The 22781-nt window shown below is 70.0% G+C and carries 23 protein-coding genes; 7 read left to right on the top strand and 16 right to left on the bottom strand.

The features are described from left to right. Nucleotides 1-253: 253 nt before the first annotated feature. From cbiE to ACFY10_RS43420, 5 genes are all read right to left on the bottom strand, one after another. Nucleotides 254-1474: a precorrin-6y C5,15-methyltransferase (decarboxylating) subunit CbiE gene (gene cbiE, locus ACFY10_RS43440; protein ID WP_390670867.1), complete on the bottom strand. Its 1221-nt coding sequence runs from the start codon at nucleotides 1472-1474 to the stop codon at nucleotides 254-256. A gap of 84 nt (nucleotides 1475-1558) precedes the next feature. Further along, nucleotides 1559-2197 carry a GNAT family N-acetyltransferase gene (locus ACFY10_RS43435; RefSeq protein ID WP_390670866.1) on the bottom strand — a complete coding sequence of 213 codons (639 nt, stop codon included), beginning with the start codon at nucleotides 2195-2197 and terminating at the stop codon, nucleotides 1559-1561. A 153-nt stretch (nucleotides 2198-2350) separates the two neighbouring features. Next, nucleotides 2351-3187, bottom strand: coding sequence for a MetQ/NlpA family ABC transporter substrate-binding protein (locus ACFY10_RS43430; RefSeq protein ID WP_390670865.1), 837 nt, complete (start codon nucleotides 3185-3187; stop codon nucleotides 2351-2353). A 66-nt stretch (nucleotides 3188-3253) separates the two neighbouring features. Beyond that, entirely contained in the window at nucleotides 3254-3991 is a 738-nt protein-coding gene (locus tag ACFY10_RS43425; RefSeq protein ID WP_390670864.1) for a methionine ABC transporter permease, read from the bottom strand. Then, nucleotides 3988-5034, bottom strand: a complete 1047-nt coding sequence (locus tag ACFY10_RS43420; protein ID WP_390670863.1) for a methionine ABC transporter ATP-binding protein — start codon at nucleotides 5032-5034, stop codon at nucleotides 3988-3990. The genes ACFY10_RS43425 and ACFY10_RS43420 overlap by 4 nt, the downstream gene beginning before the upstream one ends. A gap of 501 nt (nucleotides 5035-5535) precedes the next feature. Between ACFY10_RS43420 and ACFY10_RS43415 the strand changes: the two genes are divergently transcribed. Beyond that, nucleotides 5536-5895: a hypothetical protein gene (locus ACFY10_RS43415; RefSeq protein WP_390670862.1), complete on the top strand. Its 360-nt coding sequence runs from the start codon at nucleotides 5536-5538 to the stop codon at nucleotides 5893-5895. Nucleotide 5896: 1 nt separating this feature from the next. Further along, the gene (locus tag ACFY10_RS43410) at nucleotides 5897-6319 is read left to right on the top strand and encodes a hypothetical protein (RefSeq protein WP_390670861.1); all 423 of its coding nucleotides are present in this window, start codon (nucleotides 5897-5899) and stop codon (nucleotides 6317-6319) included. Here ACFY10_RS43410 and ACFY10_RS43405 read toward each other — a convergent pair. The 3 genes from ACFY10_RS43405 to ACFY10_RS43395 form a co-directional block, all read right to left on the bottom strand. Beyond that, the gene (locus tag ACFY10_RS43405; RefSeq protein WP_390670860.1) at nucleotides 6309-6806 is read right to left on the bottom strand and encodes a GNAT family N-acetyltransferase; all 498 of its coding nucleotides are present in this window, start codon (nucleotides 6804-6806) and stop codon (nucleotides 6309-6311) included. The two genes, ACFY10_RS43410 and ACFY10_RS43405, sit on opposite strands and share 11 nt — an antisense overlap. A 46-nt stretch (nucleotides 6807-6852) precedes the next feature. Next, nucleotides 6853-7359, bottom strand: coding sequence for a sigma-70 family RNA polymerase sigma factor (locus ACFY10_RS43400; protein WP_390670859.1), 507 nt, complete (start codon nucleotides 7357-7359; stop codon nucleotides 6853-6855). Nucleotides 7360-7433: 74 nt separating this feature from the next. Then, nucleotides 7434-8597: a glycerophosphodiester phosphodiesterase gene (locus ACFY10_RS43395; RefSeq protein ID WP_390670857.1), complete on the bottom strand. Its 1164-nt coding sequence runs from the start codon at nucleotides 8595-8597 to the stop codon at nucleotides 7434-7436. 362 nt (nucleotides 8598-8959) lie between these two features. On the opposite strand from ACFY10_RS43395, the gene ACFY10_RS43390 reads away from it, so the two are divergent. Further along, complete coding sequence (locus tag ACFY10_RS43390) at nucleotides 8960-9631, top strand: lysophospholipid acyltransferase family protein (protein WP_390670856.1); 672 nt, start codon at nucleotides 8960-8962, stop codon at nucleotides 9629-9631. Between the two features lie 56 nt (nucleotides 9632-9687). On the opposite strand, the gene ACFY10_RS43385 is transcribed toward ACFY10_RS43390, so the two are convergent. From ACFY10_RS43385 to ACFY10_RS43360, 6 genes are all read right to left on the bottom strand, one after another. Beyond that, entirely contained in the window at nucleotides 9688-11211 is a 1524-nt protein-coding gene (locus ACFY10_RS43385) for an MFS transporter (RefSeq protein ID WP_390670855.1), read from the bottom strand. Beyond that, nucleotides 11208-11756 (bottom strand): TetR/AcrR family transcriptional regulator, encoded by a 549-nt coding sequence (locus ACFY10_RS43380; protein WP_390670854.1) that lies wholly within the window; start codon nucleotides 11754-11756, stop codon nucleotides 11208-11210. Before ACFY10_RS43380 ends, ACFY10_RS43385 begins: the two co-directional genes overlap by 4 nt. Nucleotides 11757-11840: 84 nt before the next feature. Beyond that, complete coding sequence (locus ACFY10_RS43375) at nucleotides 11841-12812, bottom strand: aldo/keto reductase (RefSeq protein ID WP_390670853.1); 972 nt, start codon at nucleotides 12810-12812, stop codon at nucleotides 11841-11843. 92 nt (nucleotides 12813-12904) lie between these two features. Beyond that, complete coding sequence (locus ACFY10_RS43370; RefSeq protein WP_390670852.1) at nucleotides 12905-13723, bottom strand: alpha/beta fold hydrolase; 819 nt, start codon at nucleotides 13721-13723, stop codon at nucleotides 12905-12907. A gap of 195 nt (nucleotides 13724-13918) precedes the next feature. Next, nucleotides 13919-15349, bottom strand: coding sequence for an argininosuccinate lyase (gene argH / locus ACFY10_RS43365; RefSeq protein ID WP_390670851.1), 1431 nt, complete (start codon nucleotides 15347-15349; stop codon nucleotides 13919-13921). Nucleotides 15350-15379: 30 nt separating this feature from the next. Next, a complete protein-coding gene (locus tag ACFY10_RS43360; RefSeq protein ID WP_390670850.1) occupies nucleotides 15380-16573 on the bottom strand; it encodes an argininosuccinate synthase in 1194 nt (397 codons plus the stop codon). A 188-nt stretch (nucleotides 16574-16761) separates the two neighbouring features. Here ACFY10_RS43360 and ACFY10_RS43355 point away from each other — a divergent pair, with 188 nt between their 5' ends. From ACFY10_RS43355 to ACFY10_RS43345, 3 genes are all read left to right on the top strand, one after another. Beyond that, the gene (locus tag ACFY10_RS43355) at nucleotides 16762-17643 is read left to right on the top strand and encodes a hypothetical protein (protein WP_390670849.1); all 882 of its coding nucleotides are present in this window, start codon (nucleotides 16762-16764) and stop codon (nucleotides 17641-17643) included. Nucleotides 17644-17787: 144 nt separating this feature from the next. Beyond that, complete coding sequence (locus ACFY10_RS43350) at nucleotides 17788-18375, top strand: pyridoxamine 5'-phosphate oxidase family protein (protein WP_390670848.1); 588 nt, start codon at nucleotides 17788-17790, stop codon at nucleotides 18373-18375. Nucleotides 18376-18378: 3 nt separating this feature from the next. Further along, the gene (locus ACFY10_RS43345; RefSeq protein ID WP_390670847.1) at nucleotides 18379-19089 is read left to right on the top strand and encodes a L,D-transpeptidase; all 711 of its coding nucleotides are present in this window, start codon (nucleotides 18379-18381) and stop codon (nucleotides 19087-19089) included. Here the strand turns inward: ACFY10_RS43345 and ACFY10_RS43340 are convergent. Beyond that, nucleotides 19076-20536, bottom strand: a complete 1461-nt coding sequence (locus tag ACFY10_RS43340) for a sensor histidine kinase (RefSeq protein ID WP_390670846.1) — start codon at nucleotides 20534-20536, stop codon at nucleotides 19076-19078. The two genes, ACFY10_RS43345 and ACFY10_RS43340, sit on opposite strands and share 14 nt — an antisense overlap. Next, entirely contained in the window at nucleotides 20533-21273 is a 741-nt protein-coding gene (locus ACFY10_RS43335; RefSeq protein ID WP_390670845.1) for a response regulator transcription factor, read from the bottom strand. The genes ACFY10_RS43340 and ACFY10_RS43335 overlap by 4 nt, the downstream gene beginning before the upstream one ends. 149 nt (nucleotides 21274-21422) lie before the next feature. On the opposite strand from ACFY10_RS43335, the gene ACFY10_RS43330 reads away from it, so the two are divergent. After that, nucleotides 21423-22775, top strand: a complete 1353-nt coding sequence (locus ACFY10_RS43330) for a ferric reductase-like transmembrane domain-containing protein (protein WP_390670844.1) — start codon at nucleotides 21423-21425, stop codon at nucleotides 22773-22775. The last annotated feature ends 6 nt before the right edge of the window (nucleotides 22776-22781 follow it).

Genomic DNA, 22781 nt, shown 5'->3' with positions numbered 1-22781 from the left:
AGTGGCATTGTCCAGGCCGTTCCTTCGTCACGACAGGTTGATCCGTGACGACCCGCTGTGGACTGCGCCACGTTGCGCGTCCTCCGGTTCTGCCGTACCACACCCACCCCAAAAGGGGCGTGTTTTCCGGACATTGACGAACGAAGTGCCGGGTCACCCGGTGCGGTACAACGGTCGGCCAGCCTACCGCGAGCGGTACGACTACAGGATCACCGGGACGGCAGAAACCAGGATCACTGGGACGGCGCCTGGGTCACGATGCGCGCCCCCGGAGCATGCCGCTGAGCAGGAACGCGACACTCCGCTCCGTCTCCGTCCAGGCCCTGGTGTCGAGTTCGACGGACTGGATCAGAGCGCACTCCACCTGATAGCCGTGCTCGGTCAGGTCCCGGCCGACGAGTTCGGCCGCGTCGCGGGTTGCGGCGTGGGTGACGATGCGCTGCGGGCGGCGGTCCGCGACCGCGGAGACCACGGCCGCTCCCCCGCCGCCGACGCGGACGACGTCCGGCTCGGGGAGGTTCTCCAGGACGTGCGGGGCAGTTCCCTGCACGATCTGCAACTGGACGCCGAATTGCCGGGCGGCAGCGTCCGTGCGGGCGCAGGCCTCCAGCTCACGATCGACGGCGATGACGGCGGCTCCGGCGCGGGCGGCTTCGGTGGCGAAGGCTCCGCTGCCGCAGCCGATGTCCCACACGAGGTCCCCCACGCGCGGTCCCAGCCGGGCGAGTTGGGCGGCGCGGAGCAGATCCGTCTCGCCCTCGCCCAGCGGGCCGTCGTAGGCCTCGCCGGGCTGTGTCCAGCCGCGCGGCCCGGCTCCCGGGTCGCGCCCGGACAGCCAGCCGCCGCCCTCGCCGGGGACACCGGGGCCGGCGGGTCCGCCGATGACGATGACGACGTTCGGGTCGCGCCAGGTGTGGTCGGGGGCCTTGTCGGAGGTGACGACGGTGACCTGTTCGCGTTCGGTGCCCAGTTCCTCGCAGATGACGAAGGTGCGGTGGACGCCTTCCAGGAGGAGGCCGAGTTCGGCGGGGCCTGCGCCGGGTGAGGTGAGGACGGCGACTTTGGTGTGGGCGCGGCACACATTCACTGCGCGTCGCAGGGTGCGGCGGTGTGCGACGACCACCTGGGCGTCGTCCCAGGGCATACCCGCGCGAGCGAAGGCCGCGGCCACGGAGGAGACGGCGGGGACGACCTCGACCTCGAGGCCGAACTCGGGTGCGCGCAGCGTTCGTACGACGCCGAAGAATCCGGGGTCGCCGTCGGCCAGCACGACCGCGGTGCCGCGGTGGCCCGCGATGCGGCGGGCTGCGAGGGCGACGCTGCCGAGGCGGATGCGCTCGGCGGTGGGCGGCACTTCGGGCAGCGCCAGGTGGTGGGCGGCACCGGCCACCAGCGTGGCGGCGCCCAGGGCGGAGCGGGCCGCGGCGGTCAGGGGCGAGCCGTCCCAGCCGATCACCGTGACACGGTCGGCCATCGTCGTCGGTCTCCAGGGGTTTTGCGCAGGTCGGGCTCCGTGAGGGTACCTGGTGTCAGGTTTTGGCCCTCGAGCCCCCAGGGTTCAGTTCCAGTCGGTGAAGGTCGTGAAACCGCCGGTGTCGGCCAGTTGCTCGCTGACCCCGGCCAGGTCCTCCGGCAGCAGGCTCCAGACGATGACGTCGGTGCGGACGTCGGTCCATTCCCCGTCCCCGCCCCGGGTGCGCGCTATCCAGGCGTTGCGCAGGACGCCCTCGCTGATGCAGCCGATCTTCTGGGCCACCTGCTGGGAGGCGGTGTTGTCGGCAGCGGTGCGCAGTTCCAGGCGTTCGAACTTCCGGTCGTGGAAGAGCCACTGCGCGGTGGCGAGGGCCGCCTCGGAGGCGTAGCCCTCACCGCGGGCCCAGGGGGCGACGACGTAGGCGATCTCACTGGAGCGGACACGCCAGTCCGTGTTCTGCAAGTGCACGATGCCGACGAGGCGCTGGGTGAGGAACTCGGTGACGGCGAAGACGATGCCGCGGCCCTCGGCACGTTCGGCAGGGGCGAGTTGGGTGATCCAGTTGCGGGCGTCGGCCTCGGTGTAGGGCTGCGGCACGGAGGTCCAGGCGGTGATCTGCTCGTCGTTCATCATCTCGGCCAGCGCGCTCACGTCGTCCTCGTCGAAGGGCCGCAGCACCAACCGCTCCGTGCTGATGGAGATGTTGGGGAAGGTGCTAGTCATGCGCCGCTCCGTAACCTTCGGAAAACTTCAGGGCCTGCTGAACTGCCCAGCATGCAGCATCGAGGCACTGAACTGCACGACGGGGTCCACTCGCGGTGAGCAAGTGGACCCCGTGCGTGGCGATACGCCGTATACGCGCAGTCGGCCGAAGGCTCAGAAGGACGGAATGACCGATCCCTGGTACTTGTCCTCGATGAACTTCTTCACCTCGGGCGAGGTGAGGAGCTTGGCGAGCTTCTTCACGCGCGGGTCCTTCTCGTTGCCCTTCTTCACCGCCAGGAAGTTGCCGTACGGGCTGTTCTTCGCGGACTCCAGGACGAGGGCCTCCTTGGCGGGCTTGATGCCGGCGGAGATGGCGTAGTTGCCGTTGACGACCGCGGCGTCCACGTCGTCCAGGGAGCGCGCGGTCTGGGCAGCCTCGACCTCCTTGAACTTGAGGCCCTTGGGGTTCTTGGTGATGTCCTGCGGGGTCGCTTCGTTGCCCACGCCGTCCTTGAGCGTGATGAGCCCGTTGGCCGCGAGCAGCTTCAGGGCGCGGGCCTCGTTCACGGCGTCGTTCGGGACGGCGATCGTCGCACCGCTCTTGAGGGCGTCGGCCTTCTTGACCTTGTGGGAGTAGAGGCCGAGCGGCTCCAGGTGCACCGTGACGACGGGCACGATGTGGGTGCCGCGCTTCTTGTTGAAGTCGTCGAGGTACGGCTGGTTCTGGAAGTAGTTGGCGTCCACCGAGCCGTCTTCGGTCGCAGTGTTCGGCACGATGTAGTCCTGGAACTCCTTGACCTCCAGGTCGAGTCCGGCCTTCTTCGCCAGGTTCTTCTTGACGAAGTCGAGGATCTCGGCGTGCGGGGTCGGGCTCGCGGCGACGACCAGCGGTCCGCTGTAGTCGGAGGAGCTCGAGGCGGAGTCCGAGCCCGAGCCGCAGGCGGTGAGCCCGAAGGTGAGGGCTCCGGCGGCGAGGACGGCAGTGGTGAGCTTTGCGGTGTTACGCACGAAAAGTGCCTTTCCTGATGGGTGCAGCGACCCCGCGATTGGTGGTGCGGGGAGTCTGTGAGGGGGTTACGCGACCTTGCCGACGTCGGCCGTCGCAGGCTCCTCGGGCTTGAGCAGGCGGAGCCTGGGCGCCGCGCCGGAGTGCCCGCCGCGCCGGTGCAGGGAGCGGGCCGCGTAGTCGCCGGCGAACTGGATGACCGAGATGACGACGGCCAGGATCGCCACGGTGATCCACATGAGCTCGGTCTCGAAGCGCTGGTAGCCGTAGCGGATGGCGATGTCGCCGAGGCCGCCGGCGCCGACCGTGCCGGCCATCGCGGAGTAGCCGATGAGGGCGACGATCGTGGTGGTGGTGCTGGAGATCAGCGAGGGCAGCGACTCGGGTACGAGGACCTTGCGCACGACGGTCCAGGTGTTGCCGCCCATCGACTGCACCGCCTCGACGAGCCCGCCGTCCACTTCGCGGACAGCCGTCTCGACAAGGCGCGCGAAGAACGGGATCGCCCCGATGGCGAGCGGCACGATGGCGGCCTCGCGGCCGATGGTCGTGCCGGTGATCCAGCGGGTGAAGGTCATCAGGGCGACCATGAGGATGATGAACGGCATCGAGCGGGCGACGTTCACGATCTGCCCGATGACCTTGTTGGCGAAGACGTTCTGCAGCAGTCCGCCCCGGTCCGTGAGGACGAGCAGGATGCCGAGCGGAAGCCCGCCGACGACGGCGATCAGCGTGGACCAGCCGACCATGTAGAGGGTGTCCCAACACGCCTGGGACAGCAGGGGCTGCATTTCGGACCAGGTCACAGCTCGGCGCCTTCCGTCAGCAGTACGGGCTCCTGGCCCAACACGTCGATCTGCAGGCCCTGTTCGCGCAGGAAGCCGATCGGCACGACGTTGTCCTCGTAGCGGCCGGGCAGTTCGAGGCGCATCCGGCCGACCTGGAGTCCGCCGACGGTGTCGATGGCGGCGCCCAGGATCGAGATGTCGATGTTGTAGGTGCGCGAGAGCTGCGAGATGACGGGCTGGGTGGCGGCCTCGCCCTGGAAGGTCACGTCGACGACGGTGCGGTCGGCGTCGGTGGCCTCGCCGGCCACCGGGAAGAGAGCGGAGGCCAGCTCGGAGCCCGGCGTCGCGAGCAGTTCGCTCACCGTCCCGGACTCGACGATGCGCCCCTTCTCCATCAGCGCCGCCGAGTCGCAGATCGACTTCACGACGTCCATCTCGTGGGTGATGAGCAGGACGGTCAGACCCAGCTGCCGGTTCAGGTCGCGCAGCAGCTGAAGGATGGAGCGGGTGGTCTCCGGGTCGAGGGCGCTGGTCGCCTCGTCGGACAGCAGGACCTTGGGGTCGCCGGCCAGGGCGCGGGCGATGCCGACGCGCTGCTTCTGGCCGCCTGAGAGCTGGGCGGGGTAGGCCTTGGCCTTGTCCGCAAGGCCCACCAGGTCCAGCAGCTCGAGTGCCTTGCGGGAGCGCTCCTTGCCGGACTTGCCGAGGATCTCGAGCGGCAGCTCGACGTTGTCCTGGACCGTCCGCGAGGACAGCAGGTTGAAGTGCTGGAAGACCATGCCGATACGGCTGCGGGCCTGGCGCAGCTCCCGGCCGGCGCGGGGGCCGCGCCCCGCCAGGGCGGTGAGGTCCTGACCGGCGACGGTCACCGTCCCGGCGGTGGGCCGTTCCAGCAGGTTGACGCAGCGGATGAGCGAGGACTTGCCGGCGCCGGACTGGCCGATGACGCCGTACACCTCGCCCTCGCGGACGTGCAGGTCGACGCCGTCCAGGGCGGTGACCTCACGGCCGCGCGAGCGGTCGGCCCCATATATTTTCGTCAGGCCTGAAGTCGTGATCACTGGGTTTCCGTCACTGTCGAGTACGCGGGCGTGGGTGTGCCCTGGTACGGAAGGGAAAGTCATGCGCGGGCAGCTCGGTCACGTACGGGATTCATGGCGTACGGACATGCCGCGGCAGCTCGCTTCGGGGCGCGAGGCTCAGGGGTGGTGCAGGGGCCCTCTAGAAGGCGCGCATTCGACACATACAACGAGCACCGGGCGTCATGGTCGCCTCGGTCGCAAGGGTGCGGCAGCTCGTCGTGGTCATGAGATCAGTAAAGCAGACGTATCGGAGCGGCCAAGAACCGCTGTCCACATGACGGACAGTGGTGGACAGGTGCCGGCCGCGCACCGGGATCTCCGCTCCTGGGTCGGTGACCAGTGCCGACAAGGCCGGGAGGTCCTTGACCACCAGGACGCCGGCCGGCTCATGAGCCTCGTACGTTGTGGTCAAGGCCACGGTGGCCATGGACTGCCCGGGCCGGGCGCAGCAGGTCTTTTGGTCCGTATTAAGGTCGCTGCATGCTTGATGCCCTGACGCTGGCGACCGGCGTCGCCGCGCTGCTGCTCGCCGCCTGGTGCGGGTGGGCCGCCTATCGCGACCAGCCGACGAAGGACTGGCACTTCATCGGCATGGGCGTGGTGTCGCTGCTGGCCGTGGTGCAGCTGGTGATCGGGATCGTGCAGCTGGCGCGGGGCGAGAAGCCGGAGCAGGGCACGACGATCTTCGTGGCGTATCTGCTGGGCGCGTTCGCGTGTGTGCCGGCGGCGGGCTTCATGTCACTGGCGGAGCGCACCCGTTGGGGTTCGGTGACGGTGGCCGCCGGCGGTATCGTCCTGGCCGTTCTCGAAGTGCGGCTCTACGACATCTGGGGAGGCTGAGGTGACCTCGGTGCAGGAGAAGCCCACGAGGACGCGGCTGATCAGCGGGCCGGGCATGCTGCTCGTGTGGTTCTACGGCGTCATGGTCGTCGGGGCCGTTTCACGCTCCGTGTTCCAGATCGCGACCGAGTTCGACCGGGCGCCGCTCGCCTACTCGCTGTCCGCCGTCGCGGGTGTCGTCTATGGCTTCATCACCTACTCGCTGGTCCGCGGCGGCGAGCGGGCCCGCAAGGCGGCACAGTGGTGCTGCGCCGCCGAACTCGCGGGTGTGCTGATCGTCGGTACGTGGACGCTGGTCGAGCCGTCCGCCTTCCCCGACGCGACGGTCTGGTCGGACTACGGCATGGGGTACGTCTTCATCCCCGTACTGCTGCCGCTGTCCGCGCTGTACTGGCTGCGCAGGAACCGCACCGTCACGCAGTAGCCACGTACGCCTCGGCCGGCTTCTCCAGGACGATCATCGGTACCCCGTCGTTGCCCTGCGACGTGCCCACGGCCTGGTAGCCCACCCGGCGGTACAGGCGCAGGTTGCCCTCGCTGCGGTGGCCGGTGTGGAGGCGGAACACCTTTGCGCCACGCTCCCCGGCCAGCGCCGACTCGGCCGCGCGCAGCAGCCGCGCGCCGATGCCGTGCCCCTGGAGGCGGGGGTGGACGCAGAGCTTGCCGATGGAGGCGGAGCCGTCCTCGGTGACGCGGCCGCGGACCGAGCCGACGACCTCCTCGCCGAGCCGCGCCACGAAGACGCAGTCGGCGGCCACCTCCTGGCGGACCGAGTCCAGGCTCTGGACGAGCGGGTCGATGCGGTAGTTGCCGTACAGCGCCGCCTCGCTCTGGAAGCACAGGTACTGGAGCCTGAAGATCTGCTCTGCATCCTGCTCGGTCGCCACCGAGATGGTCACGCTCATGCCCATGTGCGCACGCCTCCCGCTCACCTGATCGCCACGTTGTCCCTCACTCCTATCCCCGCGGTTCGCGGGCCGCAACCTCCGGCGAGAGCAAACGACGGAGACATCCCAGGCATCTGGAACGTTCCGGACCGAGACTCCCCTGTGAGATACCCAACTCCCCCGCGATTTCCCGGTATGTCAGGTCCTTCGGGGACAGCAGGGCCTCCATCAGGCTGGGGCAGCGGCCGGGCAGGCGGCGGACGGCGTCCCGCAGGGCCCGGCGGCGGGCCGCCGCGAGGGCCAGCTGTTCGGGGTCGCGGTCGATGTCGTCGGCCGGCTCGATGTCGTACGGCCGTTCGTGGCGGGTCGTACGGCGGGTGCGGCGCGCCTCGGAGCGGACGGCGCTGCGCAGCCAGCGCTGGGGGTCGGGGGGCGGGCCGTCCGCCTCGAGATGTTCCAGGAGGCGGAGCCAGACCGCCTGTTCCAGGTCACCCGGCTCGGTTCCGGAGGCATGGGCCTCCGCGGAGGCCTCGGCGGTGAGCAGCGGGCGCAGAGCGGCAACCAGGTCGTGCGTCATATGCGGTTCGACGCGGCCGTCCGGGCCCGAGTTGCCCGGACGGCCGACTGTTCACCCCAACCGGGGCCAGGGGCTCAGCCGTTGACGAAGTCCTCGCGGGCCAGCAGTCCGGTGTCGGCGTTGTCCGTGAAGACGCCGTCGATGCCGGTGGCGAAGTAGGTCTTGAAGGCACCGAAGGGGTCGCCGTACGCGTCCACGGCCGTGCCCTTGCGGTACTCCGCCGGCAGGAAGGGGTTCTCGTTGCGCATGGTGTACGGGTGCAGGATCAGGCCGACCTTGTGCGCGTCGGAGACGAGGGTGGTCGGCTTGTCGAGGCTGCCGTCCGCCTTCTTCGTGATGATCAGGTCGAGGGTCGGGCCGAGGCCCTGCGCGTAACCGGCTATCTCCCTGAGGCCCTTCGGGGTGATCAGGTCGGCAACGGTGCGCGGGTCGCCCGCCTCGACGAAGTCCCAGGGGCGGCTGGTCGCGGCGGACAGGAGCACCACCAGCGGGTTGTCGACCAGCTTGTTCAGGCGCTGGATGCTGCTCGGCTCGAAGGACTGCAGGATGACCGGCGAGTTCCGCTTGTCCTTGCCGTACTTGTGCAGCAGCTTGGCGACCCTCTCCTCCAGGCCCAGGCCCAGCTTGCGGAAGTAGGTGGGGTGCTTGGTCTCCGGGTAGATCCAGACCTGCTTGCCGCGCTTGCGGGTCTGCTCGTCCTGCCACTTCAGGACCTCTTCGAAGGTGGGGATCTCCCAGCGGCCGTTGTAGAGGGTGTTGTGCGGGCGGTTGGCCGGAATGCGCTCGATCGCGCGCAGCGTCTTCAGCTCCGCAAGGGTGAAGTCCTCGGTGAACCAGCCGGTGGTGGACACACCGTCCAGCACCTTGGTGGTCTTGCGGTCGGCGAACTCGGGATGGTCGGCGACGTTGGTCGTGCCGCCGATCTCCGGCTCGTGCCGGCAGACCAGATGGCCGTCCTTGGTGGGCACCAGGTCGCCGGCCTCGACGACGTCGGCGCCCAGGTCGAGGGCCAGGTTGTACGAGCCGAAGGTGTGCTCCGGCCGGTAGCCGCTGGCTCCGCGGTGGCCGATGATCGTCGGCTTGGGCAGGCTCTTCAGCCCGCCGTTCCCGTAGCCGGCGCCCGCGGCTCTCGCCGTACCGGACAGGCCGAGTACGGCTCCGCCCGCCCCCAGTACCGCCGCGCCGAGGAGCGCCCGTCGTCCGGTGCCGCCTGTCTGCTCGTTCTCCTGCGTTCCCATGAGCGCCTCCCCTGACGTCGGCTCGATCTGTTCTCTCAGCGGGCCGATCGTAGGTGCGTGGACATGACGCGAGGGAGGCGTTGGCCGGAACATGCGGGTGACTCGGGATGTCACATGAGGTCGTACGGGAAAGGAGGTCCGACGAGCCGTCCGGCGGCCCCTGCGGCTCGCCCGTTCGGCGGCGCGACCTCCGTCACATAGTTCCGGGCTGTTACCGGCAGGCAACGTCGCGTCACCGCAGGTAAACCCGCGTCAACACTGCGTAAGACCTCGGTGAACCCGATGTGCAAGACCCCGGGAACCGCGAGTATCGTCCTCACCTGCACAGACTCATACCGAATCCCTTGACACCGGAGGGCCCGTTGTCCCGCTTCGCGCTCATCAAGGCAGTGCTCGGACCGATCATGCGCCTGATGTTCCGCCCACAGGTGGAGGGCGCGGAGCACATCCCGGGTGACGGTCCGGTCATCCTGGCCGGCAACCACCTGACCTTCATCGACTCGATGATCCTGCCGCTCGTGTGCGACCGGCAGGTGTTCTTCATCGGCAAGGACGAGTACGTCACCGGCAAGAGCCTCAAGGGCCGGCTCATGGCCTGGTTCTTCACCGGCGTCGGCATGATCCCGGTGGACCGCGACGGCGGCCGGGGCGGCGTCGCCGCGCTGATGACCGGGCGGCGGGTGCTGGAGGAGGGGAAGGTCTTCGGGATCTACCCCGAGGGCACGCGGTCGCCCGACGGGCGGCTGTACCGGGGGCGTACCGGTATCGCGCGGCTGACGCTGATGACGGGGGCGCCTGTTGTTCCCTTCGCGATGATCGGGACGGACAAGTTGCAGCCGGGCGGTGCGGGTATCCCCCGTCCCGGGAAGGTCACTGTTCGGTTCGGTGAGGCCATGGAGTTCTCGCGATACGACGGTATGGACCGGGACCGGTATGTGCTGCGGGCCGTTACCGACTCCGTGATGGCTGAGGTCATGCGGCTGTCCGGGCAGGAGTACGTGGACATGTATGCGACCAAGGCCAAGGCTGCATAAGGGTTCGTTGTCGGGCGCGGGCTTGTGGGGGTTGCTCGCGCAGTTCCCCGCGCCCCTTAGGGGGCGGTGTCCAGCCGTTGGCCTCGCAGCATGAACCATGCCGCAACTGCCGTCGCAAGAAGTACGGCTGCCCCTGCCCCCGCCGCGATCCCGAGGCCGTCGACGAAAGCCCCTTGCGCCGACGACAGCAGCTCCCGCGCAGGTTCCGCCGGCATTCCACGCGCCGCCTCCACCGCGCCGCCCAGTGATTCGTGCGCCCCCTCCGGCGTACCGGACGGAGCGGCGAAGCCGCGGTATACGCCCGTCACGATCGAGCCGAGTACGGCGATTCCCAGGGCCGCGCCCAGTTCGTATGCCGTTTCCGATACGGCTGAGGCGGCGCCCGCCTGTTCCTTCGGTACGGAGGAGAGGATGACGTCGGCCGTCACCGTGAAGGAGAAGCCGGCGCCCACTCCGACGACCAGGAGCACGGTGCCGAGGAGCGGGTAGCCGGTCGACTGGTCGATCACGGTCAGGGCCGCCAGGGCGAGGCCCACCGCTGCCAGACCGCCCGCTACGACCGCCCGCACGGAGAAACGGCGGGCCGCGCGTCCGGCGACGAGGCCCGCGGCCACCGCGCCCACCGCGGCGGGCAGTTCGGCCAGGCCGGCCTCGAACGGGCGCCTGCCCTGCACGAGTTGCAGGTACTGGGAGAGGAAGAAGACCAGGCCGGACAGTCCGAGGATGGTCAGCAGGTCGGCCAGGACCGCGGCGCTGAAGCCGCGGTTGCGGAACAGACGCATGTCCAACAAGGGGCTGGGGAGCGTGAGTTGGCGGCGGATGAACCAGTACAGGGCCGCCGCGCCCAGTGCGCCCGTGGCGAGCGTGGGCCACTGGAAGCCGTGTGTCGCGGCCTCCTTGACCGCGTAGACGATGCCGATCACACCGACCAGGGACAGGGCGACGCTGGTCAGGTCCCACGGGCCCGGGTTCGGGTTGCGGGACTCGGGCAGCGTGCGGATGCCGACGAGGACCAGGACCACCATCACCGGCAGGTTGATCAGGAAGACCGAGCCCCACCAGAAGTGTTCGAGGAGGAAGCCTCCTGCGATCGGGCCTATTGCCGTGCCCGCGGACGCGGTTGCGCCCCAGATTCCGACGGCCAGGCTGCGTTCGCGCGGGTCGTGGAAGAGGTTGCGGATCAGGGCGAGGGTGGCGGGCATGAGGGTGGCGCCCGCGACGCCGAGCAGGGCGCGGGCGAGGATCATCAACTCCGGTGTCGTTGCGTAGGCGTTGAGGATCGATATCGCGCCGAACGCCGTGGCGCCGACCAGGAGGATCCGCTTGCGGCCGATGCGGTCGCCGAGGCTGCCCATCGACACCAGCAGGCCCGCGATGACGAAGGAGTAGACGTCTCCGATCCAGAGGAGCTGGGTGCCGGACGGCTTCAGGTCCTCGCTGATATAGGGGGTCGCGAGACCGAGGACGGTCGCGTCGACGGCCACCAGCAGCACGGCGAGCACCAGGACGGAGAGCGCGAGCCAGCGGCCCGGGCGCTTCACCGCCTCGGTCGTGGTCGCCGGCTGCAGGGTGCTGGTCATGGTTCCTCTCTCCGTAGCGCGCCGCCGAGCAGCAGCTCGGCGACCATGTGGGTGAAGTCCTTGGGGGCGACGCGGCCGTCCTGCATGGCCCAGGCGCACGAGGCGATCAGGCCGTAGAGCGCCTCCGTGAGCCAGACAGGGCTGAGATCGATACGGAACTCGCCTGCTTGCTGACCGCGCACGAACACCGCGCCGATGCGGGTGTCGAGCCGCAACCAGCCGGCGTGCTGGTCGGATTCCCAGAGCTGGTGCTCGCCGTACAGGAAGGCGAGCAGGCCGGCGGCGGGCTGGATCTCGCCCACCAGCCTGCGCACGGCCTCGCTCGCGGATCCCTCGTCCAGCCGGGCCGCGTCGAGGGCCGCCTCGCACTCCGCGATGCCGAGCGACTCGAGCGCCCGTACCAGCGCGTCACGGCCCGCGAAGTGGCGGTGCAGCGTGGCGCGGCTGATCCCGGCGGCCTTGGCGACCTCGTCCATCGTCGCAGTGGATTTGCGGGTCAGCAGGGCTGCGGCGGTGCGCAGTACGTGGTCACGATCAACGGCCATGAGACAACAGTAGCGCATGTGAGACATTGATGTCTCATTGTGGGCGCGTACGTCTCACAGGGGTGAGGGGTTCCTGCCGGTTGTTCAGTGCCAGGGCAGCTGTCCGCGCCGCGCCCAGTAGGCCTGCGGCTCCTCGACCAGTTCGGCCAGGCGGGCCAGCTGGTCCTCGTCCAGGTCCACGACCGCCGCGTGCAGGTTGGAGGCGAGCTGGGTGACGGTCGCCGCGCCGGAGAGGACGACTCCGGCCCAAGGCTGCCGCAGGATCAGGGCGAGGGCGACCGCGTCGCAGCCGAGAGACGTTTCTGCGGCTACGGCCTTCAGCGCGTCCGGTGCGTACGGGTCCGCGAGACGGCCGTTGGCCATGCCCTCCTTGACGATCACCGTGAGTCCGGCGTCGTGCGCCTCGGCGAGGGCGGGGGCGGCCGAGGTCTCCAGGGCGTTGTAGGTGGACTGGACGGTACGGAAGAGGGGCTCGCCGTCGACCGTCACGGCGAGGGCGGCGCGGATCGCGTCGGCCTGGGCCGGGCCGCTGGTGGAGAAGCCGATGCTGGTGCCCTGGGCGGCCGCCTCCGCCAGTTTGGCGTGGAGTTCCTTGTCGGTGAGGGCCGGGCTGTCCGGGGTCACCGAGTGGATCTGGTAGAGGTCGAGGCGGTCGCCGAGCAGTTCGGCGGTCTCGGCGCGCTGGCGCTCGTAGGTCCGGAGGCTGTGGTCCTTGACCTCGTGCGTCTCGGCGTCCGCCGACCAGCCGGCGGTGTAGGTGTAGCCCCACTTGCTGCCGATGACCACGTCGTCGATGTCCGGGCGGGCGTTCAGCCAGTCGGCGAGGAACTCCTCGGAGCGGCCGTAGGAGCGGGCCACGTCGAAGTAGCGGACGCCCTGGGCGTGGGCGGCGTCGAGGAGTTCGTGGGTACGGGTGCGCATCGCTTCGGCGCTGCGGTTCTCTCCGAGGTCGTGGTCCCGGCCGAGATTGATGTAGCCCGGACGGCCGACGGCGGCGAGACCCAGTCCGATGTGAGCGGTGGGCGTGGTCGCGTGGGCCAGGCGGCTGAAGGGCATCGAGGCTCCCTGCACGATCGGCGGAGGAGATCCCGCACCACAAGGAGGGGATCTCGCACCAATCTACCCAGCCTCGTGCGCTTCAGCCCGCCCTAAATGCAGCGCGGTACGAAGGCGGGGTCGGCCGGCCCGTCGTGCTCCAGGGCGTTGAACACCCACTGCTCGACCAGGGGCGACTTGGGCGCCTGGTCGTGCTCGGTGGTGTCGAGCGGGCAGCGGTCCTGGAGGAGGACGTTGGTCACGTACGAGTCCGGTCCCTTGAGGAAGGCGCTGGTGTACGGCACCACGACCTCGTCGTACTTGGTGGCGATCGCCGTGTAGTCGGGGCCCACCGGGGTCTCCGGGGCGGAGTTGAGCTTCTGCAGGAAGTCCGAACCGGCGGTCTGGTCGACGCAGGACGGGCAGACGGTGGCGCCGGCCGCGAGGGCGAGCGGGTTGGTGGTGCCGTGGTTGGAGGGCACGATGCCGACGAGGTCGTCGACCTTGGTCGCGCCGCCGAGGAACTTCACGTAGTAGCGGGGCATCATGCCGCCCTGGCTGTGCCCGACGATGTCGACCTTCTTGGCGCCGGTCGCGCCGAGCACGGCGTTCACGAAGTCCCGCAGCTCGGCCGCCGAGTCGGGGATCGGAGCGGTCTCCAGGCCGCCGTACTCGAAGGAGAAGACGCAGTAACCGGCCTGCGCCAGCGCAGGCGAGAGGGTCAGCCAGTTCTCGTACGAGGTCTTGAAGGTGCCGTTCACCAGGACCACCGGCTGCGGATGGGCCGAGTCCGGCTTGCAGGACCAGTCGTTCGCGCCGGGCGGCGGAGTGTCGGCGGCGCCTGCGGGGGCCGTGAGCCCGAAGGCGCACAGCGCCGCTATGGCGGTGACGGCGAGAAGGCGGATTGTTCGTCTTGTACGTCGTGCGCGCATGACGTCCCTTTCATGCTCGGCTCCGGTCGACCGGTGTTCGGCATTGTCGACCGAGTAACCGGAATGCTTACCTCCAAGCAAGGGCGAGTCAAGGTTTCGGCCACTGGCCGAATCTCATCTGTTACCAAGCGGTCCGGACAGCGCGAAGGGCCCGGACGGGATGTCCGGGCCCTGCTGCTCGCTGCGGTGCGGCCGTCAGGCCTGCTTGGCCGTGGCCCACGCGTGCTGTGCCGCCACGTCCGTCTTGACCTCGGCGAGCTGGACGGCGACCGCGCTGGGCGCCGTGCCGCCGCGGCCGTTGCGGGAGGCCAGGGCGCCCGGCACGTTCAGGACCGTCCGTACCTCGGGGGTCAGGTGGGCGGAGATCTTGGCGAACTGGTCGTCCGTCAGCTCGTCCAGTTCCTTGCCCTCGGCCTCGGCCGCCTTCACGCACTCGCCGGCTACCTCGTGCGCCACCCGGAAGGGGACGCCCTGCTTGACCAGCCACTCGGCGATGTCGGTGGCGAGGGAGAAGCCGGCCGGGGCCAGTTCCTCCATGCGCTCCCGGTGCACGGTGAGCGTCGCCATCATGCCGGTGAAGGCCGGGAGCAGGAGCTCCAGCTGGTCGATGGAGTCGAACACCGGCTCCTTGTCCTCCTGGAGGTCGCGGTTGTACGCGAGCGGGAGGGCCTTGAGCGTGGCCATCAGGCCGGTCAGGTTGCCGATCAGGCGGCCGGACTTGCCTCGCGCAAGCTCCGCGATGTCCGGGTTCTTCTTCTGCGGCATGATCGACGAGCCCGTGGAGAACGCGTCGTGCAGGGTCACGAAGGAGAACTCCTTCGTGTTCCAGATGATGATCTCCTCGGCGATCCGGGAGATGTTGACCCCGATCATCGCCGTGATGAAGACGAACTCCGCCACGAAGTCGCGGGACGCCGTGCCGTCGATGGAGTTGCCGACGCTGCCGTGCTCGAAGCCGAGGTCCTTCGCCACCGCCTCGGGGTCCAGACCGAGGCTGCTGCCCGCGAGGGCGCCCGAGCCGTACGGCGAGACCGCCGTCCGCTCGTCCCACTGGCGCAGGCGCTCCGCGTCCCGGGACAGGGACTGGACGTGCGCGAGGACATGGTGGGCGAACAGGACCGGCTGGGCGTGCTGGAGGTGGGTACGGCCGGGCATCGCCACGTCCGGGTGCGCCTCCGCCAGGCCGATCAGGGCGTCCTGGAGGTCGGCGATCAGGCCGCCGATGGTGCGGGCGTGGTCGCGCAGACACATGCGAAAGAGGGTCGCGACCTGGTCGTTGCGGGAGCGGCCGGCGCGGAGCTTGCCGCCGAGGTCCGGGCCGAGGCGCTCCAGGAGGCCGCGCTCCAGGGCGGTGTGGACGTCCTCGTCGGCGATCGTGCCGACGAACTCGCCCGACGCCACGTCCGCCTCGAGCTGGTCCAGGCCCTCGATCATCCGGGTCAGCTCGTCGTCCGTGAGCAGGCCCGCCTTGTTCAGCACGCGCGCGTGGGCACGCGATCCCGCGATGTCGTACGGCGCCAGCCGCCAGTCGAAGTGGACGGACGCGGACAGCTTCGCCAGGGCCTCGGAGGGGCCGTCGGCGAACCGGGCGCCCCAGAGCCGGACGTCACCGCTGTTGCTGCTCACTTGCGTTGCTCCTAGGGAGGTCGGTCGGTGTTATGCCAGGTCCCGCTTGGCAGCGATCTTCGACGACAGACTGTAGATGTCGATGAAGCCCTTGGCCGCGGCCTGGTCGAAGGTGTCACCAGTGTCGTACGTCGCGAGGTTGAAGTCGTAGAGCGACGTGTCGGAGCGGCGGCCCGTCACGACCGCGCGGCCGCCGTGCAGGGTCATCCGGATGTCGCCGTTGACGTGCTGGTTCGCCTCGTCGATGAAGCCGTCCAGGGCGCGCTTGAGCGGGGAGAACCACTGGCCGTCGTAGACGAGTTCGCCCCAGCGCTGCTCCACCTGCCGCTTGTAGCGGGCGAGTTCGCGCTCGACGGTGACGTTCTCCAGCTCCTGGTGGGCCGTGATGAGGGCGATCGCGCCCGGGGCCTCGTACACCTCGCGGGACTTGATGCCGACGAGGCGGTCCTCGACCATGTCGATGCGGCCGATGCCCTGGGCGCCGGCGCGCTCGTTGAGCTGCTGGATGGCCTGCAGGACGGTGACGGGCCTGCCGTCGACGGCGACCGGGACGCCCTGTTCGAAGGTGATGATCACCTCGTCGGCGTCGCGCGGGGCCGCCGGGTTCGAGGTGTACTCGTAGATGTCCTCGATCGGGGCGTTCCAGATGTCCTCCAGGAAGCCCGTCTCGACCGCGCGCCCGAAGACGTTCTGGTCGATGGAGTACGGGGACTTCTTGGTGGTCGCGATCGGGAGCTGCTTCTCCTCGCAGAAGGCGATCGCCTTGTCGCGGGTCATCGCGTAGTCGCGGACCGGGGCGATGCACTTGAGGCCGGGGGCGAGGGCGACGATGCCGGCCTCGAAGCGGACCTGGTCGTTGCCCTTGCCGGTGCAGCCGTGGGCGACCGTGGTGGCGCCGTGCTTCTGGGCGGCGGCGACGAGGTGCTTGACGATCGTCGGCCGGGAGAGGGCGGAGACCAGCGGGTAGCGGTCCATGTAGAGGGCGTTGGCCTTGATCGCCGGGAGGCAGTACTCCTCGGCGAACTCGTCCTTGGCGTCGGCCACTTCGGCTTCCACGGCGCCGCAGGCGAGGGCGCGCTTGCGGATGACGTCCAGGTCCTCGCCGCCCTGGCCGACGTCGACCGCGACGGCGATGACCTCTGCGCCCGTCTCCTCGGCGATCCAGCCGATGGCGACGGAGGTGTCCAGACCGCCTGAGTAGGCGAGTACGACGCGCTCGGTCACGGGGTTCTCCTCACACCGCATTCACTGACATGCATGAGTATGCAGCCCTTTGCATGATTCGTCAATCAGGGTCGGGCGTGGAGAAGTTTTGAAGGGCGCTTGAACGGATGAAACCGCTTACCCGTACTTCCCCCCGAACGCCGGCGCCGCGTTTGTAAACCCACTCCTGACCCAAGTGAGGCATCCGCATGTCCAGGGCTCTTCCGAAGTACAACAAGCGTCGCGTCGCGATCATCGGCGGCGCTGCCGCCGTGGCGCTGTCCGGCGCGGTGATCGCCGGTTCCGCCCTCGCCGGTACGCCGTCCAAGAGCAGCGGGAACAACGCCCGGACCCTGGCCGCGTCCCCCGGCACCATCACCTGCGCGGACGTCGCCTCGAAGCTCCCGGCGATCCCGGCCTCCGCCCAGGCCGAGGTCACCCGCAACCTGACCCTCCTGCAGACCCAGATCGACGAGGCCAACAAGCGGCTGGTCGACATGGTGGGCCAGGGCGGACCGAACTTCGTGAACAACGCCATCCTGGGCCCGCTCAAGGACAAGCGCGTGGCCACGATCAACCGCATCGCGACCGCCATCGGCCGTACGGCGGCCAAGCCGACCGGCCTGGATACCCTGGCACCGTGCACGCTGAACGCCGGCGGCGCGGGCTCTGGCAGTGCGAACACGGGCAACGCGAACACGGGCGGCAACGCCGCGAGCTCCGCCACGCCCGGCGCGGCCGCCTCCGCCGCGGCGAGCGGGCAGTCCGGCACGGGCTCCGGCTCCTCCGCCGCCGCCGCCGGCACCATCACCTGCCCGGACGTCGCCTCGAAGCTCCCCGCGATCCCCGCCTCCGCCCAGGCCGAGGTCACCCGCAACCTGACCCTCCTGCAGACCCAGATCGACGAGGCCAACAAGCGGCTGCAGTCGACGGTCGGCCAGGGCGGCCCGAACTTCGTGCAGAACGCGATCCTCGGCCCGCTGGCCGACAAGCGGAAGTCGACCGTCGACCGCATCGCGATCGCCATCGGCCGCACCTCGGCCAAGCCGACCGGCCTGGACTCCCTGGCCGCCTGCACGCTCACCAAGTAAGGGGCGTGACAGGCGCTGTGGCCGCCCCGATTCAGCGCCGGCCGGGGCGGCCACGGCCGGAGTCCGACGAGACGAACGGAGGCCGGCAAGCGGAGGTCGCAATTCCTTAGACAGGCGAAAGGTTTGCGTCCATAATCGTCTGACGTGGGAAAGACTCATGAACGCATAGACGGCAGGCTGCGCACCTTCATCGAGGCGCAGCCGATCTTCTTCACCGCGACCGCGCCCCTCTCCGGCGACGGCACGGTCAACCTCTCCCCCAAGGGCCTCAAGGGCTCCTTCGCGGTGCTCGACGAACTCACCGTGGCCTACCTGGACTTCGCCGGATCCAACGCGGAGACGATCGCGCATCTGCGGGAGAACGGGCGGATCACGCTGATGTGGTGCGCCTTCCAGGGCCCGCCGAACATCGTGCGGGTGCACGGGCGCGGGGAGGCCGTCTTCCGGGACGACCCCCGCTTCAAGGAGCTGCTCACCCGTTTCCCGGACATCGATCCCACCCCTCACGGCCTGCGCGCGATCATCGTGGTGACGGCCGAACTCGTCCGCGACTCCTGTGGATACGCGGTTCCCTTCATGACGTACGACGAGGACCGCGACCTGCACGGCAAGCGGTTCACGCGCGAGGACGACGCGTCGCTCAGCGAGTACTTCGCCAAGAAGGAGCACATCGCCACGAGCCTGGATGGCCTACCCGGGCTGCCGTTGCCGCTGCCCCCGTCTACGGTCTGAGCCATGCGATCAGCTCTCGCCGCCGGCGCCCTGGTGTCCGCTTCACTACTGGTCCTCGGTGCCGTGCCGGCCGCGTCGGCCGCCGGGGCGCCCCTTCCCGCCCGGATGGCCGACACGGGTGGCGGTACGCAGCTGATCACCGCCGTGGCCTCGAGGGCGAGCGCGACGACCGGCACGGTCACCTGGTGGGACCTGCGCGGCGGCCATTGGGTGAAGGCCGGTTCGGCGTCCGCGCGGTTCGGGGCGAAGGGGCTCGTGGAGGGTGCGTCCCGCAAGCAGAACACGAACACGACTCCGACCGGGCTGTACGACCTGCCGTACGCCTTCGGCATCAAGGCCGCGCCGAGCGGGACCCGGTACAAGTACCGTGCCGTGAAGCAGAGTTCGTGGTGGTGCGAGGACAACGCGTCGAGTTCCTACAACCGTTGGACCGATCCGCGTCCGGCCGACTGCCGTGCCTCCGAGTCCGAGCATCTTGCCTCCTACGGCACGCAGTACGCGTATGCGCTCGTCATCGGGTTCAACTACCACCGGCGCGTGCGCGGGCGCGGCGCCGGCATTTTCCTGCATGTCAACGGGCGTGGGGCCACTGCGGGTTGTGTGTCCGTGCCCAGGGACGCGATGCGGGCGATTCTCAAGTGGGCGGTTCCCGGGAAGGAGCCGCACATCGCCGTCGGGACGACGAGCGGGAGTACGGCGATCACGCGGTACTGAGCCGTACGGAGAAGGTGGTCGACCCCGCTCTGCTCTCCAGGCTCACGCTCCCCCCGTGTGCCTCGGCGACCGCCGCCACGATCGACAGACCCAGGCCCGCGCCCCCGCCGGGGGCGTCCTTGCGGCGGCGGTGTTCGGCCCGGGTGAAGCGTTCGAATACGCCCGGCTGGATGTCCTCGGGGACGCCCGGGCCGTCGTCGTGGACCTTGAGGACGGCCGAGGGGCCGTCGGTCTCCAACGACACCGTCACCTTGGTGCCGACGGGCGTGTGCAGACGCGCGTTGGCCAGCAGGTTGGCCAGTACCTGGTGGAGGCGGTGCTCGTCGCCGGTGACCGTGACGGGTTCCTCGGGCAGCTCCAGGGTCCAGCGGTGGTCGGGGCCGGCGGCGCGGGCGTCGGTGACGGCGTCCAGGACCAGGCGGGTCAGGTCGACGGGGAGGCGTTCGAGGGGGCGGCCCGCGTCCAGGCGGGCCAGGAGCAGGAGGTCGTCCACCATCGCGCCCATGCGGCCCGATTCTGCGGCGATGCGTTCCAGGGCGCGGGTGACCTCCGGCGGCACCGGCCCGGGGTGGAGCAGGGCCAGTTCCGCGTGGCCGCGGACCGAGGCGACCGGGGTGCGCAGTTCGTGGCTGGCGTCGGCGGCGAAGCTGCGCAGCCGTTCCTCGCTGGCGTGCCGTTTGGTGAGGGCGTCCTCGACATGGCCCAGCATGCGGTTGAAGGCGCCGGCGACCCGGCCCACCTCGCTGCGCGGGTCGGTCTCGGGGGCGCGCGGCGGCAGGGCCACTTCGCCGCTCGCAAGGGAGAGTTCGCTGACCCGGGTGGCGGTGGCGGCGACCCGGCTCAGCGGCCTGAGCGACCAGCGCACCCAGAGGGCGCCGGCGACGCCGGTGAGGGTGAGGGCGGCGCCGAAGACGATCCCGGCGACCAGTTCGAGACGGTGGACGGTGGCTTCCACGGGCTCCAGCGGCAGGCCGGTGATCAGGACGTCGCCGTCGAGGCCTTTGGACGCCGTCACCCGGTAGCCGTCCAGGGCGGAGAGCCGGACGCTGTGGCCCTTGCCGTCTACCTGGACCGCGGCGAGCTGCCTGTTGTCCCTGGCCGTGAGCGTGACGTCGACGACTCCGGCGGTCCGGACGACCGCTGCGTTGGTGACCGAGCCGTCGACCAGGCGGGCGCCGAAGGTGCCGGCGGCCTGTCTGCGGTCGTCGCCGTGTTCGTCGCCGTCGTGGTCGTCGGGGAGCCTGCCGCCGTGTTCCAGGCTGGCGGCGAACCGGGGGCCGACCTGGCCGAGCTGCTCGTCGAGGCGGCTCGTGAGGAAGCCGTTCAGCTCGATGACCGCGGCGATGCCGACCGCGGCACAGCTGACGGCCAGGAGCACCACCAGGCCGACGGTGAGGCGGGCCCGGAGCGTCCGCGGCCGGGGCAGCCGCCTCCACTGCACCCTCATGACGCCACCGGCTTGAGGACGTACCCGGCCCCCCGCACGGTGTGGATCATCGGCTCGCGGCCCGCGTCCACCTTCTTACGCAGGTAGGAGATGTACAGCTCGACGACGTGGGCGCGGCCGCCGAAGTCGTAGGACCAGACCCGGTCGAGGATCTGCGTCTTGCTGAGCACGCGGCGCGGGTTGCGCATCAGGAAGCGGAGCAGCTCGAACTCGGTCGGGGACAGCTCGATCAGCTCGCCTGCCCGGGTGACCTCGCGTGCTTCCTCGTCCATGACCAGGTCGCCGACGGTCAGCCGCGGGCCCTCGTCCAGCTGGCGTGCCATGCCGGCGCGGCGCAGCAGTCCGCGGACCCGGGCGACGACCTCCTCCAGGCTGAAGGGCTTGGTGACGTAGTCGTCGCCGCCGGCCGTGATCCCGGCGATGCGGTCCTCCACCGCGTCCCGTGCCGTGAGGAAGAGGACGCACACGTCGGGCTTCACGGTGTGCAGGGAGCGCAGCACGGCGAAGCCGTCGGTGTCGGGCAGCATCACGTCCAGCACGACCGCGTCCGGCATCAGCTCCCGTGCCTCGGCCAGCGCGGAGGCGCCGTCCCCGGCCGAGCGGACCTGCCAGCCCTCGTAGCGCAGGGCACCGGAGAGCACCTCGGCGAGGTCGGGGTCGTCGTCGACGACCAGGACGCGCAGCGGGGTGCCGTCGGGTCGGGTGAGGGCGGGGCGGCCGGAGCGGGTCGTGTTCATCGCCCTACCAGGATCACCCCTCACGGGGCCGGCGGGCGCCGTCCGATGCTCTGAGTTTCCTCTGAGCGGGCTCGGAGCGGGCCCGTTCAGAGCGTGCTGAGAGGTTGCGGCGGCACAGTTGCGTCCGGAACAGGCGAAAGGACGCACACATGACCACCGTGTACGAGCGGCGGACGGCACCGGCCGTGGCGCCGGCCGCGCGGCGCTCCCCCGCGGGCCCCGTGCTCACCCTGCTGTGGGCCGGGGCGGCGGCCGTGGTCGCCCTGTGGTGGACGGACACCGGTTCGGTGGTCGGCACCGCCGGCTGGCTGACCGGGGCCGGGCGGATCGCCGGGCTGCTGTGCGGGTACGCCTGCGCGGTGCTCGTCGGCCTGATGGCGCGGGTGCCGCTGCTGGAGCGGCGGATCGGCTCGGACCGGGTGGCCCGCTGGCATGCGATGGCCGGCCGCTACACGGTGTGCCTCCTGGTCGCGCACATCGTGCTGATCCTCCTCGGGTACGCCGCCCAGGACCGTGCCACGATCTGGCACGAGACGCTCACCGTGGTCCTGGACTACCCGGACATGCTCAAGGCCACCTTCGGCACGGTCATCCTGTTCGCGGTCGGCATCACCTCGGCGCGTGCGGTGCGCCGCCGTACCAGCTACGAGTTCTGGTACTACGTCCATCTGCTCACCTACGTCGCCGTCTTCCTCGCCTTCTTCCACCAGCTGACCCTGGGCAACGAGTTCAACGGCCACACCGCGGCCACGGCCGCCTGGTACGTGCTGTACCTCGGTGTCGCGGCCCTGGTGCTGTGGTTCCGGGTCCTGGTCCCGGTGCGGCTCAATCTGCGGCATCGGCTGCGGGTGGAGTCGGTGCACAAGGAGGCGCCGGGCGTGTACTCCGTCGTCGTACGGGGCGAGCGGCTGGGCGAACTGGGCGCGCGGGCCGGGCAGTTCTTCCGCTGGCGGTTCCTCGGCGAGGGCATGGGCTGGACGTCGACGCCGTACTCCCTGTCGGCGACGCCACGCCAGGACCTGATGCGGATCACGGTCAAGGCGCTCGGCGACCACAGCGCGGCGGTCTCCCTGCTGCGACCGGGCACCCGGGTGTGGGCGGAGGGCCCCTACGGGTCGCTGACGCAGGACCGGCAGACCGCGCAGAAGTCCCTGCTGATCGCGGGCGGTGTCGGCATCACACCGCTGCGGGCGCTGTTCGAGACGCTGCCCGGCGACGTCACCCTTCTCTACCGGGCGCGCACCGCCGAAGACCTCGCCCTGGGCGGGGAGTTGGAGGCCGTCGCACGCTGGCGCGGGGCCAAGGTGCTGTACGCGCTCAACGGGCCGGACGGGCGGCGGCCCAGCCTCACCGCCCAGTCCCTGCGCGCGACCTTCCCCGACCTGGCCGGCCACGACGTATACATATGCGGCCCGCACGGCTTCGCCCGCGACCTGTACGAGGCGCTGGGCACCGCCGGTGTGCCGGACCGCCGTATCCACCACGAGTCGTTCGAGCTGTGAGGCGGT

It is taken from the genome of Streptomyces sp. NPDC001401, from assembly GCF_042895385.1.
Classification (GTDB): Bacteria; Actinomycetota; Actinomycetes; order Streptomycetales; family Streptomycetaceae; genus Streptomyces.
The sequence above is the reverse complement of the archived record's forward strand: the minus strand, read 5'-3'. Positions and strand labels throughout refer to the sequence as shown.